This is a genomic window from Allorhizobium ampelinum S4 (assembly GCF_000016285.1).
GTDB lineage: Bacteria > Pseudomonadota > Alphaproteobacteria > Rhizobiales > Rhizobiaceae > Allorhizobium > Allorhizobium ampelinum.
Window position 1 is genome coordinate 1,895,619 of the sequence record NC_011989.1, and the last position, 15,315, is coordinate 1,910,933.

Below are 15,315 nucleotides of genomic sequence, written 5' to 3' on the forward strand. Positions count from 1 at the left end.
ATGGTGATCGATGTCTGATGTGATGTGGTCAATCACCGAAATTGCGGCGCGGGACAGTGTTTCGAAGGCGGCGATTTCCAAGGCGGTCAAGAGGTTGCTGGAAGCCCACCCGGATACGCCTGTTGATCGTGGTCCGCAGGGGCAAGTCATGCGGGTGTCTCTGGCGCACTATGACCATTACCGGGCGCGCTATATCAACCCTGCCAAGGCCACCGCGCCTGTTCGGCCTATTGGGTCAGATGAGGCGGCGGCAGGCGCAGGGCCGCAGGTGCCGCAGGGTGATAGACTGGAGGAGGCTCGCCGACAGAGAGAATGGTTGGCTCTTGGCCGTGAGCGATTGCGGGACCAGGAAGAACGCGGACAACTTGTTCGAAAGGACAAAGTGGATGCTGCGGTTCTTGCCATTGGCGCGGAATTACAGGCGATTCTTCGGCGGCTGCCAAACCGGGCGGACGATATTGCCCTGGCTGTCTCGAAAGAGGGCGTGCATAGCGTGCGGGTCCTGTTGCGGGAAATCGCTTTCGAGATCGGCAACGAGATGGCGGACAAGCTGGAGGCGATTGCCAGCGAAGCGCCGACCGGTGATGCTTTGATCGAGGAAGAGGAAGCGTGACAGTGCATCCTGGTGCGCTGCGCGGTGTTGCGTCCACGTTGGCGACAGCCATCAGGCCGACACCGCCGGTACCCTTTGATCGCTGGTTGACCCAGAATGTCGTGCTGGTGGACGGGCCGAAAAAGGGTGAACTTTGGTCCGCTGCGGATGCGCCTTACCTGGTCGAGATCGCGGAATGTCTTAGCCAGGAGCACCCGTGCAATCTGGTTTCGGTGCGCAAGTCGCAGCAAACAGGCGTGTCCATTCTGGCGTTGTCCTGGATGATGTACATTGCGGAGACCTGCCCTGATAACGCGCTGTATGGCGTTCCGGGCATCGATGCTCTGCAAGACATCAACTCCGGAAAGCTCCAGCCGCTGATTGACGCCTGGCAGAAGAAGACGAAAAAAGAGACGATCTACCCGTCGACCAGCCGTTCCGGGGTTGGATCGACCACGTATGAGAAGAAATTCGCCGGCGGTTCGATCTATCTGGCCAATGCCAATACGGTCATGGATCTGTCGGCCAAGACGGCGCGCTTCGGGGTTAAGGATGAGGTGTCCAAATGGAACCCTCTGCCGAATGGCGCAGACCCGGAAAACCTGTTTTTCGGTCGCTTTACAGCGTTCCGCCGGCAGAAGACCTATAAGATTTTTGAGCTGTCCACGCCGGAGCTGGACAGCGGTGATGCGCTGGGCGAGGGGCCGGGCCATTGCCGTATCGACCGGTCGTTCCGGCGTTCGGACCAGCGATTCTGGCATATCAAATGTCCGGAATGCGGTGTCGAGCAGGTTCAGGAAGATCAGAACTTTCTGATCAACCGGGGCCAGCCGCATAAATCTGTGATGCGGTGCGTGAAATGCAGGCATCATATTTCGGAAATGGAGCGGGTATCGGCGGTGCGGGAAGGGCGGTATATTCCGTCTCTCTCTGGGCCGGATCGTCATCCTGGCTTTCATGTCGATGCCTTCATGTCGTTGATGATGTCCTACGAGGCGATTGCCGAGGACAAGATCAGCTACGAGGCAAAGGGTGAGGCCGGCGCGAAGGACTACCATAATCTGATCCTGGCCAAGCCATATCAGATGAAGGGCAATGCACCGGACCACAAACGGCTGATGGAGCGCCGGGAAGATTACACGCCCGGCGTCATCCCATCTGGCGGACTGCTGTTTGTGGCCGGTGCAGACGTTCAAGGCTACGGCATTTACTGCGAAGGCGTTGCCTTCGGTGAAGATCGGCAGAGCTGGAACGTCTTCGCCGAATTCTTCGAAGGCGCGACGGACAATCCGCAGGCGGGTGCCTGGCTGCTGTTTGAGGAATTCGTTTCGCAGGAATTTCCGGATGCGTTCGGGGTTCTGCGGAAGATCGATGCTCTGGGCGTCGACGCTGGCTGGCGCACCAACCAGGTCATGGAATGGTGCCGTCGCCATCCGAATGCCTATGCCACGAAGGGCCAAGGCGGGCGGGGCCTGCCGGCTATCGGTATGCCGTCGCGCAAGACAGTCACCAAGCGGGGCAAGCGCAAGCGGTTCGGTTCGGCGATGTCCTGGCCGGTCGGCACATGGTCATTGAAGGCAGAGTTTTACGGCAATTTGCACAAGATTGGTCTTGCGGCTGGAGAGGCGCAGGACCCGTCCGGCTATTGCCATTTTCATAAGGAGCTTGGCGAGGAATATTTCCAGCAGATCACGGGGGAATATTTTCATCAGGCTTTGGTGAAGGGCAAGCTGCACGAAGAGTGGAAGAAGCGGCGGGAGCATAACCACTTTCTCGACTGCAGAATCGGCGCGATGGCCATGGCGGAACACCTTGGCCTGTCGAAGATGAGCGCCAGTGAGTGGGCAAGACTGAGGGCCATGCTGGAGCCGGAGATTGTGCCGGATCTTCTGTCCTCGGCCAGCCACAAGCTCTTGCATGAGGATCGGCCAGCAGAGCCGCAGAAAATACCGGTTGCCGCGCCAGCAGCGGCGGTACCGGCGCAGACCAAAGCAGACAAACCGACTGAAAACAGGTGGAAAAAGCGCAAATGACGGAAAAGCCACGGGTGAGGGTGAAGGCGGGTAGCGTGAGTGCGCCCGCAGTGCGCCCAACTGGTGCGCCCCGCAATGGGCGCGCTTCGTCCGCCTATATGCGCGATAGTCAGTCCGGTATCATTGCCTCTCGTCCGGCGTCTTTGCGTGAGCATCGTGACGAGGTTCGGCGCATCTGGTGGCGGGCAGCGGGCCTTGCCATGGACATGTTGCAGAATTCCGGCCGGTTGCGCGGGGCTGCTGACCAGATCCTGGCCGATACCATCGGTGTCGAGCTGCAATTGAACCCGAAGCCTGATCTAACCCGGTTTGGCTATGACACGCTTGAAGCCATCGAGTGGACGCGGCTGGTCAAGGCCGAATGGAAGACATGGAGCTGGAACCCGCGTGAATGCGATTTCCGCGCCAAGCTGACCATTCCGCAGCAGACAGATGTCGGCATGCGAAACTGGCTGGCTTTCGGCGAAAGCACGGGTGTTGTAGCGTATTTGCCGCGCTCACAGCGTCTTCCAGGCTGCCGTACCGGCACGAAAATGCTGATGCTGTCGCCTCAAAAGCTGGTGCAGGATACCAGCGAGATGATGGGTCTCTATCAAGGCATCTTCCATGATGCCTATGGCCGCCCACAGGTCTATCGTTTTAAGGAATGCCGGGACGGTTTGACCTATACGGTGGACTATGCGGCGGCGGATGCGGATGGGCGACAGCTTGTTTTGCATGCATTCGACCCGTTTTCGGCGGAAGACGTGCGTGGCATTTCCGTTCTGGTGCCGACGTTTCGCAAATATCTGATGGCCGAGAACACGGATGACGCGACGGCGCAGATCATGTTCATGCAGACCATCTATTCGGCGGTTCTGAAGAGCGATAAGCCGAGTGCCGAGGCGTTTGAGGCTTTGGAAAGCTTGAAGGATAGTGGTGCTCTTGGTGTCGAGGGCATTGCACAGGATTTCGTTGATTACTTTCGCGCCCAGCTCGACCGGGCCGCAGAATCGGAAATCCGGATGGGTGCCGGAGCTGGTGTGTCGCATCTCGCGCCCGGTGAAGATCTGGAGTTCAAGAACATCACGGCGCCTGGCTCCTATTATAAGGATTTCATGGCGTCGTTGCACCGGGAAACGGCCCGTGCGCTTGGTGTCAGCTATGGCGGGTATACGCTTGACTATACGGCTGCCACCTATGCCTCGACGATGATGGAGAATTCGGCGCTTTGGCCGATTGCCCAGCGTCGGACCCAGCGAATTGCCGCACCGCATGTGCTTGTGCCTTACGGTAGCTGGCTGGATGAGATGATCGAAGAGGGGCGCATTCCCTTCAAGGGTGGTCTCGAAGTCTACCGCGCCAACCGTGATGCGGTGCAATGGGCGCTGTGCAACGGTCCGGCCAAGCCGACAGCCGACGATTTGAAGCGGGCCAAGGCTTCCAGTGAGCGGATCGCGAACGGAACGGGTGACCTGACTGAGGAAATCAGCGAATTGGGCGGCGATGCCGAAGAGCGGTTTGAAAGCCGCCTCTGGTGGCACACTCGCTACAAGGATGCAGGAATGCCATCGCCATTCGAGCGTGGTTTGCCGAGCGATCCAGCCGGCAGCAATGAAACTGGCGCGAGCCAGGAACAGACGGCAGGTGCGTGATGGCGCTGGTGAAGATCAACGGTGTCGAGGTCGATCAGGACGATCCTTGCGCGCTGTTTCAGGCGCTTTATTCGGTGAAATTGAGGGCTTTGGCGGGCGAGCATGTCAGCCAGATGTCGATTCAGTCGCCTGTTACCCGCGACCAGGTGGTGTTTTCATCGGCCAATCTGTCGGCGCTCGACACCGAATTGAACCGGCTTGCCTCCGCCTGCCACGAAAAGACCACCGGACGGCGGCTTAGCCGCCGGTGGACCCTCAAGTATTAGAGGAACGTTATGAGTTTTCGCTATGGCCATATCGCGCAGCGGGTGTTCAACACACCGTTGCTCTACGATCCGCGCAAGGCGGAAGCTTTCTTGCAGGGCATGGGCAGCCGGATCGCCGGTGATACCATCGTCATCGCCAACCCGGCGGGCGCTGCGGATCATGTTGCTTTCGGCAATGGCCGTCCACTGGCGGGTAAGGTCGGGAACCGGCTGGAGCGAGCCTACCAGCGGGCCAATATGTTGCCGTTCGACATGATCGACAACATTGCAATTATTCCGGTCGAGGGCAGCCTTGTCCACAAGGGTGGGTGGGTCGGTTCGGCATCTGGCGAGACCTCCTATCAGGGTTTGCAGGCTCAAGTCGCGGCGGCGCGCAAATACGCGGGCGTCAAAGGCGTGGTGTTCGAATATGACAGCTATGGCGGCGAGGTGAACGGCGGGTTTGAAACCGCTGCTGCCATGCAGGCGCTTTCGCGAGAAAAGCCAACCTTGGCGATCCTGACCGATTTTGCCTATTCGGCGGGGTATCTGCTGGCATCGCAGGCGCGGGGCATCGTCATGCCGGAATTCGGCGGGGCCGGGTCGATTGGCGTGATTATCATGCATGCCGATTATTCGCAGGCCCTTGAACAAGATGGCATCAAGGTCACCATCATCCGTTCCGGCAAGAAAAAGGCGGATGGGAACCCCTACGAACCATTGTCCGCCGATGTTGCCGACCGCTGGCAGGCGCAGGCCGACCAGATGCGCGACAAATTCGCCGAAACCGTCGCCAAGGGCCGCAAGAACCGGATCACTAAGGCGAAGGCGCTGGCGTCTGAAGCCGATGTCTATGATGCAAAACAGGCCCTTTCCATGGGTTTGGTGGATGCCATCGGCGATCCCATCGAGGCGTTCGACGCCTTCGTGAAGGAAGTTAACCGGAGTTGATCCCATGACCAGTTTGATTGCCACGATCCGGGGGATTGTTTCTCCGGGATCGCACCCCCTTGCCCTCGATGAGGGTGAACCGGACGCAAATGCGTCCCTATTCGAAGCGCCTCTGACCCCTGAGGCATCAACCACTGGAGGTGACATGTCTGTAAATCAGACAGTGCCCGGCGCGGCTTCCGCGACCGGAGTAACCGCCGCCGTCGCTGCCGCCGTTCAGGGTGGTGTCGATGGCGCGCAGGCAGCCGTAGACCGGATCAATGCGATCCTGTCGGCAGACGGCATCAAGGGGGACGGCACCCGTATGAGCGCCGCCCTCGAACTGGCCAGCGCGGCCCCCGGGATGACGGCCGATCAGGTCGTGGCATTCGTGACGGGCAATGTTGCCGGTGCCAGCACCGCCGCGCCTGATGCTGCTACGGCGCCAGCGCCAGCCGCCGCTACGGTTAGCCCGCCCGGCGCATCCTATGAGCAGCAGCGCATTGCTGCCGCCAATCTTGCCATGCCCGGCGGCGGACAGCCGGCGGCCAAGGAAACCGTAGGTGCATCCTGGAAGGATGCCATTGCCAAGGCCGGCGTCGGCCGGAAGGGAGCATAACCCATGACCGTCCTGACCGAAAAACTCGGCCCCGGTTCCTGCATCATCCAGGAAGGCGACCACTTTTACAGTCGCGACGTTGTTGTCGTCGCGGCTGGTGTTGGCGTGACATATCCGGCCAATACCGTGCTGGGCAAAATCACCGCTTCTGGCAAGTACGCCATTTACAACCCCGCCAACAATGATGGCAGCCAGACGGTTGCCGCCATCCTCATTTATCCGGTGACCGGCGAGGACGAAGCGACGGTCCTGCGCCGTCATTGCCAAGTCAAGGCGCCAATCCTGAACTGGTTCAGCGGCGCCACCGACAACCAGAAAACCGCTGGGATCACCGCACTTGCGGCTCTCGGCATCATCGCGCGATAAGGAGCAATACCATGGCATCCATGGACATTTTCAGGGACGATGCCTTCAGCATGGTGGAGCTTTCCGCTGCGGTGAAGGAAGTCGAATACGTGCCTCAGTTGCTGGGATCGCTCGGCATTTTCGAGGAAAAGGGCGTATACGTCCGCAAGATTGCCGTCGAGAAAAAAGGCGATACTCTCAGCCTGATCCCGACCTCGCCGGATGGCGCTCCACCGCGCCAGTCCACACCAACAACGGGCAATATCCGTGATTTCCGGTCTGTTCGCCTGGCTGACGGTTTTACGCTCTACGCTTCCGAAGTTGCGGGCTTCCGTGCGTTCGGCACGGAAAGCGAGCTGAAGGTGGTGCAGACCGAATATGCCGAACGCATGGCGGATGTACGGACCAATATGGATCTGACCCACGAATATCATCGCCTCGGCGCATTGCAGGGCAAGCTGCTCGATGCCAATGGCACATCGGTCATTTATGACTATTTCGATGAATTCGACATTGCGGAACCTGCTGCCATCGATCTTGCTCTTGATGTCGATACCACTGACGTTCGTGGCAAATGCCATGAATTGACCCGCAGCATGGCGCGTTCCGCCAAAGGAGCGTTCACGACTGCGACAAGTGTTCACGCTCTCACTGGCGATGAATTCTACGACACTCTGGTGAACCATCCGAAGGTCATCCGGACTTATGAAAACTGGGCTGCGGCTGCCGATCTGCGGCAGAATATTGCGTTCCAGGCTTTCACCTTCGGTGGCGTCACCTGGCACAATTATCGCGGCACGGACGACAATTCGACGGTTGCCATTCCAACTGATGAAGCCAGCATTTTCCCGGTCGGTGCGAGCAATGTCTTCAAAAAGTTCGTCTCGCCTGCTGATGAATTTATGCCCTTCGTCAACACCAAGGGCCAGGATGTCTATGCCATGAACATCCTGGATAAAGACCGCGAGGCCTGGGCGAAGGGTGAGCTTTACTCCTACCCTCTCTACATGTGTGTTCAGCCGCAGGTCCTGCGCCGCGCCACGCTGTAATCTTCCATCCGAGATCGGAAAGGCGGGGTGACCCGCCTTTTCAGTTCTTTGTTTGCCTGGAATTGGAAGGAAAAATCATGGTTTCCTATGCTGTGACGAATAATGGGTTTCGGTCGCAGGCTATCCGCATTCGCGGCGGCCACTGCACCATCCGTCCCAACAGGACCGAGACGTTGACCCCTGATCCGGTGCTTGACGATGAAGACATTGAACGTTTGACTGCGCTCGATCTTGTCTTCGAGCAGGTGCTATCTGCTGATGAGCTGGCCGAGCAAGCTGCTGCCAAGGCGAAGGCCGATGAAGAGGCCGCCGCGAAGGCAAAGGCTGAGCAGGATGCTGCGGACGCCGCCGCTGCCAAGGTGAAAGCTGAGGAAGAGGCTGCCGCCAAGGCCAAAGCAGAGCAGGACGCCGCCGACAAGAAGGCTGCCGAGGATGCTGCTGCCAAGGCAAAGGCCGAACAGGACGCTGCGGACAAAAAGGCGGCTGACGAAGCTGCTGCGAAGAAGGCCGCTGATGAGGCCAAGCAGCTCGATTTGTCCGGCCAGAGCAAGGCTTGATCCATGGATATCGCTGCTGCCCGTGCTGCCTTGCCATCGATGACGCGGGCTCTTCTTGGTGAGCCCGCGACCATCACGCCGATGACGATCAGCAAAATGAAGTCAGGGCGCGACCTGTCGCGCGATTTGCAGACCGGCGTCATGGCGCGGTTCGATTCTGTGCCTGACGATACGGCATTGGGTGGCGGTGATGTGGTGCGCACCCGCGCCACCGTGGGCGCGGCAACCAAGACGGTCAGCTTTGACCGGGCAGCACTTGCCTGGTTGCCCAAACAGGGGGACCGGATCTCGCGTGCCAACGGCGATGTCTTCGAAGTCGTGCGACCCGGCGAGGATGCTGGCGCCGGCGTGATTTTCTGGCTGTCGGAGGTCTAATCATGGGTGTTGTTCGCCAGCTGATCCAGATTGCCGCGACGGAAGCGCTTCTTGGCCGGACCATTGCCGAGGATCGCGTCAAGGACAGCCTGATCATGGCGTTGCCGTTGATCATGGATGATGACCCAAAGCCAATCATCGCCGTTTCTGTCGAGGACAGTCTTAGCCCATCGACTGGCGACGGCTTGTTTCGCACGGATGTCAGCATGACATTGCAGTTGCAGATGGCCGTGGCGAAATCTGTTTCAGTCGCGGTGGAAGATGAAAACGGCGATCCGGGCAGCATGTCCATGCTGGAAATCGGCACCACGGATGCGGCGCTGGAAGCAAGTTTGAACCTGATGGACCGGCAATGGCGGCTGGCGCTTTCCGACCCGGGTAATGAATGGTCTCAGATCCTGCTTGGTCTTATCGGCGGTTTTGGGCGGATCAGCGATGTTCGCATGGTCGATCCGGAAAGCGGGCGAAAGCATGCGGCCCGGATCATCGAAGTCACGCTCGACCCGATTGCCGAGCCATCCCTGAGGCAGGATGTACCAGAGGTGATTGCGACCGGGTTGGCGAAAATGACCGCAACGGACGAATATGCCGATCTGGCGAGGATCTTCTCGGCCTCGCTGGCTGGTGGCGCCGGTCTTGCCAAATGGGAAGAGGTGCAGGCGATGCTGGGCGTCACCAAGCCGGTTCCCGCGCTGATCGGGGTTGGCACGCCGGATGATGGCATTGAAGTTCTGATCAGCGACGTGTCGTTGAACATCGCCGGTGAGATCGAGGTTCCCGGCGCATGAGCGACCAGGTGCTTGTCAACATCATCCTTGAGCTGAAGGCCGAGGTTGCAGGCCTGCGCCGTGCGGTGCAGGGCATGCAGCGTGTCGGCACGGTTCACGCGGTCGACGGCGATAGCCGACGCCTGCGGATGAAACTGGCGGGCGATGCTGGCAACGAATTCCTGACGCCATGGCGCCCATGGTCGGAAGTGGCTGGCGCAGAAAAGAGCTGGCGGCCACCATCCAAGGGCCAGCAAATGATACTGCTGTCGCCGTTTGGCGATATGCGGCAGGGGGTGGCGGTACCATTGACGTTTTCGGATGCCAATGGCGCCCCATCTTCGGGGCTCGATGCGCGCATCCTGTCGTCGTTTGGCTCCGGCCTGATCGGGTTTTCCGACAATGGCGGGGTGACCGAGCTGCATGGAGAGCGGGTCAATCTGGCTGGGACGGATGGCAAGCGGGTGGCGCGGCTGGGTGACCGGGTGCGCGTTGCCAGCGGTTCGTCTGCCGGTTTGTGGCCTATCGTCGAAGCGTCGGACAAGGTTTTTGCTGAATGAGCACGCAATATGGCATGGACCCGACGACCGGAAAGTGGGTTTCCGGCTGGGATAGCGTGGCGGTTGCTATCGGCAAGCTGCTGACGACGCGGTATTTCGAGCGGGTTTTGCGCGAATATGTCGGATCGCCCGTGCCAACCATCCTTGGTCAGACGGCGAATGTGCAGACGATCCTGAAATTCCGCTGGGCCTTGGTGTTGGCTATCGAGCTGTTCGAACCGCGCTTCAAGCCTACCAAAGTCACCATGGACGCGCTGGATCGCAAGGGAAACTCGACCTGGACCATTCGCGGCACCTATCGGCCACGGGCGCATCTTGGCGACCTGACCGAAGCCGGTGAAGTTTCGCTTTCATTCGGTTCTGACGGAACCTCAACGATCATTGCAGGGTAAATCATGGTCGATCTGACGACACTGCCGACCCCGCAGATGCTGCAAAGTATCGACGCGGAGGCGATGATTACCACCATGGCCACGGCCTTTGTTGCATGGGCGCAGGACAATTACGGTGTGGATGTGACCGGCATTGTCTCGCTGGAGGGTGAGCCGATTGCCGTGCAGATCGAGTTTCAGGCCTATCAGCGGGCGGCGCTCTATGCGTCTTTCAACGATGTGCTGAAATCCAACCTGCTGGCCTTTGCCGCTGGCAACGACCTCGATGCTCTTGCCGCCGATCATGGCGTGACCCGTTTGACCGGTGAGACGGACGCGCAGTTGCGGGCGCGGATCGTGCTGGCCGATCAGGGATCGTCCACGGCGGGGCCGGAAGAATGGTATGCCTATCAGGCCCGGTCTGTTTCCGCCGAGGTCGAGGCTGTTGCTGTCTACCGGACGGGCAGCGGCCCCGAAATCGAGGTGGCGATCCTTTCGACGGCGGAAGGCGGCACGCCATCTGCGGCGCTGTTGGCGCAGGTTTCGGCGAAAGTCACGTCCAACGCGGTGCGGTGCGTGAATGATATCGTGTCCGTCGTTTCCGGCGCCAAGACCACGGTCGATGTCGTGGCGGATGTCTGGCTGTTGCCGGATACGCCTCTTGCCGTGTTCGATGGTCTTGAGGCTGGGTTGCGGGCAGCAGCCGATAGCGAAGGGGGATTCGGCTTCGACGTGAACCGGGCCTGGCTGATTGCAAAACTGATGGTGTCCGGTGTGTCCAAGGTGTCGATAACGGCGCCAGTCGCCGATGTGGTGATGGACAGTAATTCGGCGGCGACATTCGGAACGATCACCTTGAACTATAAGGGCCGCTCGAAATGACGGCGGTGCTTGTTCCCAGCAATTCGACGGTGCTGGAAGAGGCGCTGGCGGTTGCCACTGATCCTTATGACTGCACATTGGCTGATATCGAGGCGGTGCGTGGGTTTCGTTATCAGCGCCCGCTGAATGCGACGGTTGCGCCCTATCTGGTGCAGGAATATGGGCTTGGGCCAATTGCTGACTTCTTCACGACGGTCGAGGATCTGATTGATACCGGCCGGGCGTGGCAGAGAATTCGCGGCACGCCGAAAGCCGTTCTCGATGCGCTGCGCTGGATTGCCTATTACGGCGCGCGGCTTGAAGATCAGGTGAAAGGCCGCCGTCGCTGGCATCTTTATCAGATCGCCATGGGTGAATTGCCCGGCGATGACGAGGTGCAGCGGCTGTATAATGCCTGGTATCTTGCGGATCTGTCAGACCCGGCGCGGTCGGAATTCTTCCGCGGCTATTTTGGTTATGACGTTCGCGGACTTGTCTGGAGCCGTCATCGCTGGGGCGGGGCGCTGTGGGGGGATTCGTCGGGCACGCGGATCGATGGAAATCCGGTCAAATGGAGCCATGGCCGCAGCCATGCGGTTGCCATCGAAGAGACATTCTACGAATGGGAATTGTTCGGCTGGAACGATCTGCTTTCCGCGTTCGGGGATGGTGGATGGCCCGGCATTGCGTGGTCGCAGGCGACAATTCCGTGGTCTGCCGCTGGTTCGTCAACAACCATGAAGGCATGGCTGCTGTTGCAACAGACAGCCTTTCTCGCATTTTATTCTGCTGGTGGGGACGTGATCGGCTATGCGCGGGTGATCATGGCGGCGGAAAACCAGACTGACGCCGATGATGAGCTGGTGACCGTCGCCTATAAGGTCCGGACCCGGTTCGGGAATGGAGCTGGGAAATCCGTGGCGAAGATCAGCATCATCTACGGACTGGAGCTTGCCGATGGGGTCAAGCCATACAAGGCCTGGCTGGAACCATCCGAGGCTATTGCCGGATCGGGTGTCGAAGTTGGCAAGACGAATTTTGCATTCACGTTCTTCAAGACAGTGCGCGAGTTGATCACCGTGACGCTGACCATCAATCCGATCCAGGTTGTGCCGGTGCATTACGCAAACCCTGCTCTGAGCCTCGGCTAATAGGATTTATCAATGACAACCAATGTTTTCGATACCGGGACGTACCCGGATCTTGCCAATGTGCATGACCGGTCGACGGATCGGCCGAACATTGACCGCGTCTATTTTGGCGAGGGTGACTTTGCGCAGGGCGCCGATATCAATGAGGCGTTTTCCATCGAGGAAAAGAAGCGCAGCGCGATTGGTGATCTGGTGGCCTCCGATGGCGACCGGCTGTCCGGTGCTGACATTGTCGTCAATGCCGACGCGGGAACCGTGCTGATCACGCAAGGGTCGATTTATCTGAAAGGTGCACCCCGCAGTGTTGACGCCCGAACGCTGACAGGCGTTGCGATGTCTGGCGATGTTTCACTGGGTGTGCGGGTTGTAACCTCGCCTGTGACTGCGGCTGATGACAGTATTTTCTACGGTCTGGTTTCCGGCACGGAAGGTTATGGCGAAGAAGGTGCGGTGCGCACCAATATGGCGATCACCTGGGCAACGGCGACGGACGGCGGGGAGGGCGATTTCTACTCCTACGCCATGCTGCGTGACGGTGCTGTCATTTCGCAGGACGCCCCGCCGACGCTGACCGGTGTGCAAAAGCAGATCGGCACCTATGATTATGATGCCCATGGCAATTATGTGGTGCGAGGCTGCGTTGTCACCGCGCTCGGCAAGACCGGTGCAGCGCAGGTGTTTTCCGTGGGTGCTGGCGTCTGCAATGTCCAGGGGACGAAAGTCACCCGAGGCAGCGACAACCGCCTGACCGTGGCGGAAGAACCCGATGTGGCATCGGTTAGCCTGGAAGGGCATACCTTTGCCAGCGGCGGCACGGGCACGGTCACCATTACCGTTCGCCGTCCGCCGATTGCGGCTATCGAAGATATCGTGATCACGCGGGAAAAAACCGTTTCGCTGACTAAAGGTGTCGGCGGCTCTTCCGACGCGCTGCCCGATACGGGCGTGGTCAGCATCATCAGCGTGGCGCAGCTCTCGACCACCTATGTGGTGGATACCGATTACATCCGATCCGGTGACAGTGTGAACTGGTCTCCCGCTGGCGCCGAGCCTGCGACCGGGTCGAGCTATCAGGTGACCTATCGCTATTATGACAATGTTGTGCCTGACAGCTTCACTTCGACCACGATTGTGGTTTCGGGCGGTGTCGATGGGACGGATATGTTCCTCGAATATTCCTACAAGTTGCCGCGCTATGACCGCATCCTGATTTCCTCCGATGGTTCTCTATCCTATCTCAAGGGTATCTCCTCGGTTGCCAATCCGCACGCGCCAGCAGAGCCGGAAGATGCCTTGTCGCTCTGCACCGTCCAGAATGATTGGTATGGCACGCCTGTTATCAACAATGATGCGACCCGGGCGATTGGTTACAAGCGGCTGAACTATCTTCAGGACAGGCTTTCCGAGGTGATCGACCTGGTGCTGATCGAGCGGCTGAAATCCGACGCCAATGCCCGCTCTGCCGGGCCGACGCTGGGGGTGTTTACCGATCCATTGTGGGATGACAGCTACCGGGATTTCGGGGTGGCCCAGACGGCGGCGGTGTTTGACGGATCGATGCAGTTGGCAATTGACGCCGATGTGCGGTCCGTTCGGCTGGCCGATTGGGGGCTGCTGGATTACAGCGAGGAAGTGGTTGTTTCGCAGGAGCTTTATACGGCTTGCGAAAAGATCAATCCCTACCAGAACTTCAACCCGGTCCCATTCGAAATCACCATTGACCCGTCGACGGACTATTGGACCGAAACCCAGACGGTTTCGCTTTCGGCGGTTACGCAGGTGTTTGGTTCCGGCAGCGAAAGCCGCGTCCGGTCCTCGACCGTGTCATCGACTACGACCAGCACGGTGATTGCCTATCTGCGCCAGATCGACATTGATTTCGAAATCACCGGCATGGGCGGCGGCGAGAACCTGTCGGGCCTCACCTTCGACGGTCTGGATGTGAACCCGGGCGGGATCGTCGCCGATGTGAATGGCAAGGCCACCGGCACGTTCCAGATCCCGGCCAATGTGTCGGCTGGAACCAAGAAGATCGAAGCGGTTGGTGGGGCAGGGCTTTCGGCGTCGGCGACCTTCCGGGGTGAGGGCCGGTTGGAAACGACGACGACGCAAACCACCACCGTCATCGAGCGATTTTCGACTGTGACCGTGACCCGTGAGCATGAGAGTGGCGGCCATAACAGTTCCGACCCGCAGGCGCAGAGCTACGCTTTGACCGAGGGGCGCTATATCACGTCGCTTGATGTGAAATTCTGCGCTATCGGCACCCGCTCCAAGCCTGTTGATATCGATTTCGTGGAAATGGAAAACGGCTTTCCGACCAATTCGGTGTTTGCCAACAAGCGGATCGATATGAATTCCGTTGCCACCGGGGACTGGACGAAAGCGGCGCTGGATTGCCCGGTTTACAATCCGGCCGATACTTATCTGGCCTTCAAGCTGCGCACCGACGATGCCAGCCATTCCATCGGGATCGCCACGCTTGGCGATTTCGATTCGGGCGCGCAGGCGTGGGTGACATCGCAGCCCTATACGATTGGCGACCGGTTTTCCGGGTCGAACAATGAAAGCTGGCTGCTGCATCCGTCCAGTGACATCAGTTTCAAGATGCGGGCCGCCGTGTTTTCGCCGATCACGAAAAGCATTGCCATCGGCGATTTCGTCGTGGCTGACGTGTCCGACATTCTGATCCGCTCCGATGTCATACTGCCGGAAAGCAGCTGTTCCGTGGTGTTTCAGGTGAAGGTGCCGAAGGTAACCGAAGGCGTCACGACCTATACGACCTACACGGTCTCCGTCGATCAGACGCTGGAGCTGGACTATTTCGCCACGGGAACGGTTACTATCACGGCTGTTCTGTCCGGCACGTCGAAGGTTTCGCCGCTGCTGAACAAGGATGTCACGGTGATTTTCGGAACCATGCGGGCAATGGGCGACTATGTCGGCCGCAGTTTTACGATGGGATCGGGTGTTGAGCTGGACGTTGTCTTCTCTGGCCTGCTGCCGAACGGGTCGACGGTGGCTGTCTCTGCGGATGCAAACAACGGCACGTTCGTTCCGGCCTCCCTATCGAAGGCCGAGGCCCTGGACGATGGCTGGGTGGAATACACCTATAAAATTGCCAGCCATGCCGCGCCGGACGGCGGGCGCCTTAAACTGGTGCTGACCGGTACGCCAGCGGCCCGCCCTGCCATTGCCGACCTGCGCGCCTGGACGTTTTGAGGGT

The 15,315-nt window shown here is 59.3% G+C and carries 16 protein-coding genes; all 16 read left to right on the plus strand.

Going from position 1 to position 15,315, the window contains the following annotated elements:
- Window positions 1–10 precede the first annotated feature (10 nt).
- The 16 genes from AVI_RS09030 to AVI_RS09105 all read left to right on the plus strand — a co-directional run bounded on the left by AVI_RS09030 (window position 11) and on the right by AVI_RS09105 (window position 15,311).
- Window positions 11–613 carry a hypothetical protein gene (locus tag AVI_RS09030; RefSeq protein WP_015916070.1) on the plus strand — a complete coding sequence of 201 codons (603 nt, stop codon included), beginning with the start codon at window positions 11–13 and terminating at the stop codon, window positions 611–613.
- Window positions 610–2,625: a terminase gpA endonuclease subunit gene (locus AVI_RS09035; RefSeq protein ID WP_015916071.1), complete on the plus strand. Its 2,016-nt coding sequence runs from the start codon at window positions 610–612 to the stop codon at window positions 2,623–2,625. Before AVI_RS09030 ends, AVI_RS09035 begins: the two co-directional genes overlap by 4 nt.
- A complete protein-coding gene (locus AVI_RS09040) occupies window positions 2,622–4,259 on the plus strand; it encodes a phage portal protein (RefSeq protein WP_015916072.1) in 1,638 nt (545 codons plus the stop codon). Before AVI_RS09035 ends, AVI_RS09040 begins: the two co-directional genes overlap by 4 nt.
- Window positions 4,259–4,525, plus strand: coding sequence for a hypothetical protein (locus AVI_RS09045; protein WP_041696611.1), 267 nt, complete (start codon window positions 4,259–4,261; stop codon window positions 4,523–4,525). The genes AVI_RS09040 and AVI_RS09045 overlap by 1 nt, the downstream gene beginning before the upstream one ends.
- 9 nt (window positions 4,526–4,534) lie before the next feature.
- Complete coding sequence (locus AVI_RS09050; RefSeq protein ID WP_015916073.1) at window positions 4,535–5,455, plus strand: S49 family peptidase; 921 nt, start codon at window positions 4,535–4,537, stop codon at window positions 5,453–5,455.
- Window positions 5,456–5,600: 145 nt separating this feature from the next.
- The gene (locus tag AVI_RS09055) at window positions 5,601–6,053 is read left to right on the plus strand and encodes a hypothetical protein (protein ID WP_139192389.1); all 453 of its coding nucleotides are present in this window, start codon (window positions 5,601–5,603) and stop codon (window positions 6,051–6,053) included.
- Window positions 6,054–6,056: 3 nt separating this feature from the next.
- On the plus strand, window positions 6,057–6,419 hold the full coding sequence (locus AVI_RS09060) for a head decoration protein (protein WP_015916075.1): 363 nt from the start codon (window positions 6,057–6,059) through the stop codon (window positions 6,417–6,419).
- 11 nt (window positions 6,420–6,430) lie between these two features.
- Window positions 6,431–7,447 (plus strand): major capsid protein, encoded by a 1,017-nt coding sequence (locus tag AVI_RS09065; protein WP_015916076.1) that lies wholly within the window; start codon window positions 6,431–6,433, stop codon window positions 7,445–7,447.
- Window positions 7,448–7,524: 77 nt separating this feature from the next.
- The gene (locus AVI_RS09070; RefSeq protein ID WP_015916077.1) at window positions 7,525–8,004 is read left to right on the plus strand and encodes a hypothetical protein; all 480 of its coding nucleotides are present in this window, start codon (window positions 7,525–7,527) and stop codon (window positions 8,002–8,004) included.
- A 3-nt stretch (window positions 8,005–8,007) separates the two neighbouring features.
- On the plus strand, window positions 8,008–8,379 hold the full coding sequence (locus tag AVI_RS09075; RefSeq protein ID WP_015916078.1) for a hypothetical protein: 372 nt from the start codon (window positions 8,008–8,010) through the stop codon (window positions 8,377–8,379).
- Between the two features lie 2 nt (window positions 8,380–8,381).
- Entirely contained in the window at window positions 8,382–9,167 is a 786-nt protein-coding gene (locus AVI_RS09080) for a hypothetical protein (protein ID WP_041696613.1), read from the plus strand.
- Window positions 9,164–9,706, plus strand: coding sequence for a phage baseplate assembly protein V (locus AVI_RS09085; RefSeq protein ID WP_015916079.1), 543 nt, complete (start codon window positions 9,164–9,166; stop codon window positions 9,704–9,706). Before AVI_RS09080 ends, AVI_RS09085 begins: the two co-directional genes overlap by 4 nt.
- The gene (locus AVI_RS09090) at window positions 9,703–10,098 is read left to right on the plus strand and encodes a GPW/gp25 family protein (protein ID WP_015916080.1); all 396 of its coding nucleotides are present in this window, start codon (window positions 9,703–9,705) and stop codon (window positions 10,096–10,098) included. The genes AVI_RS09085 and AVI_RS09090 overlap by 4 nt, the downstream gene beginning before the upstream one ends.
- A 3-nt stretch (window positions 10,099–10,101) precedes the next feature.
- On the plus strand, window positions 10,102–10,959 hold the full coding sequence (locus tag AVI_RS09095; protein WP_015916081.1) for a baseplate J/gp47 family protein: 858 nt from the start codon (window positions 10,102–10,104) through the stop codon (window positions 10,957–10,959).
- A complete protein-coding gene (locus AVI_RS09100) occupies window positions 10,956–12,089 on the plus strand; it encodes a phage tail protein (protein WP_015916082.1) in 1,134 nt (377 codons plus the stop codon). The genes AVI_RS09095 and AVI_RS09100 overlap by 4 nt, the downstream gene beginning before the upstream one ends.
- A gap of 12 nt (window positions 12,090–12,101) precedes the next feature.
- On the plus strand, window positions 12,102–15,311 hold the full coding sequence (locus AVI_RS09105) for a DUF4815 domain-containing protein (protein WP_015916083.1): 3,210 nt from the start codon (window positions 12,102–12,104) through the stop codon (window positions 15,309–15,311).
- Window positions 15,312–15,315: the final 4 nt, after the last annotated feature.